Source organism: Micromonospora sp. M51 (assembly GCF_018070305.1).
GTDB lineage: Bacteria > Actinomycetota > Actinomycetes > Mycobacteriales > Micromonosporaceae > Micromonospora > Micromonospora parva.
In genome coordinates this window covers 1-1,275 of the sequence record NZ_JAGPXZ010001159.1, presented here as the reverse complement: position 1 = coordinate 1,275, position 1,275 = coordinate 1, and the positions used below count along the sequence as shown (strand labels likewise).

At 71.9% G+C, this 1,275-nt stretch carries 2 protein-coding genes; both read left to right on the top strand.

Annotated features, from left to right (window positions below; all coding sequences use genetic code 11):
* Nucleotides 1-563, top strand: a 563-nt coding sequence (locus tag KBX53_RS33320; RefSeq protein ID WP_210863827.1) for an ATP-binding cassette domain-containing protein, incomplete at its 5' end; no start/stop codon positions are given.
* A partial coding sequence (locus KBX53_RS33315; protein WP_210863825.1) for an ABC transporter permease occupies nucleotides 560-1,275 on the top strand: 716 nt, incomplete at its 3' end. The genes KBX53_RS33320 and KBX53_RS33315, both read left to right, overlap by 4 nt.

The window sequence follows — 1,275 nt, the reverse complement described above, 5'->3', positions numbered from 1 at the left end:
CGCTCGACGACCGCCCGGTCCGGCTGCGCTCACCCCGCACCGCGATGCGGGCCGGCATCGCCTACGTCACCGAGGACCGCAAGGGCGAGGGGATCGTTCCCCGGCAGTCGGTGCTCGACAACGCGCTGCTCGCCAGCCGGGCCGTCTTCGCCGCTCGCTCCGGCCGGGCGGCACGGACGCTGCGGGTACGCGAGCTGCTGGCCGCCGTCGAGGTGCGCGGCGCCGGCGACGACCAGGAGATCCGCTTCCTGTCCGGGGGCAACCAGCAGAAGGTCGTGCTGGCCCGGTGGCTCGCGCTCAACCCGCGGATCCTGCTCTTCGACGAGCCGACCCGGGGCATCGACGTGGGCGCGAAGTCAGCCATCCACGATCTCGTCCGCCGCCTCGCCCGCGACGGCGCGGCGGTGCTGATGATCTCGTCCGATCTACCGGAGCTGCTGGGAATGAGTGACCGGATCGTCGTCATGCGGGACGGCCACGTCGCGGGCGAGCTGCCCGCCGGCGCGACCGAGGAGGAGGTCGTCGCGCTGGCGGTCGGCACCGCGCGTGAGGCCGTCGCATGAGCGCTTTGTCGCTGCTGCCGGCCCGGCGTCCCGTTCCGGGTGTCTTCGTGGCCCTGACCCTGACCCTGACGATCGGTTGGCTGGTCGTCCTGCTCGACGGCGGTCAGCTCTTCAACCAGTCCACGACGGTGAGCCTGCTGCATGTCGCCGCCGGCCTGGGGCTGGTCGCGGTGGGGCAGACCCTGGTCATCCTGGGGGGGTCGCTCGACCTCTCGGTGGCGTACGTGATCAGCCTCAGCACCCTCGTCGCGGCCGAGACGATGAACGGCAGCGACGGTGCGGTGCTGCCGGCGATCGGCCTGGTGCTCGTCGTCAGCGCGGGCGTCGGGCTGCTCAACGGGATCCTCGTCACCAGGTTCCGGGTCAACGCGTTCATCGCGACGCTCGGCGTCGGGCTGCTGCTCAAGGGCTACCTGGACAACGGCTACGACGGTCCGGCCGGTACGACAGCACCCGCACTCGTGCAGGCGCTCGGCTACCAGCGCGTCGGGCCGGTCCCGGTGTCGTTCCTGCTGTTGGTAGCCGTCACCGCGGCGGCCTGGTTCGCGCTGTCGCGGACCCGCTTCGGCCATCACCTGGTCGCTGTCGGCGGGGATCCGGAGGTGGCCCGGCTCTCCGGTGTCCGCAACGACCGGGTCCTCGTCACCGCCCACGTCCTGTGTTCGATGTGCGCGGGGCTCGCCGGCATCTATCTCGCCAGTCGGCTCGGCTC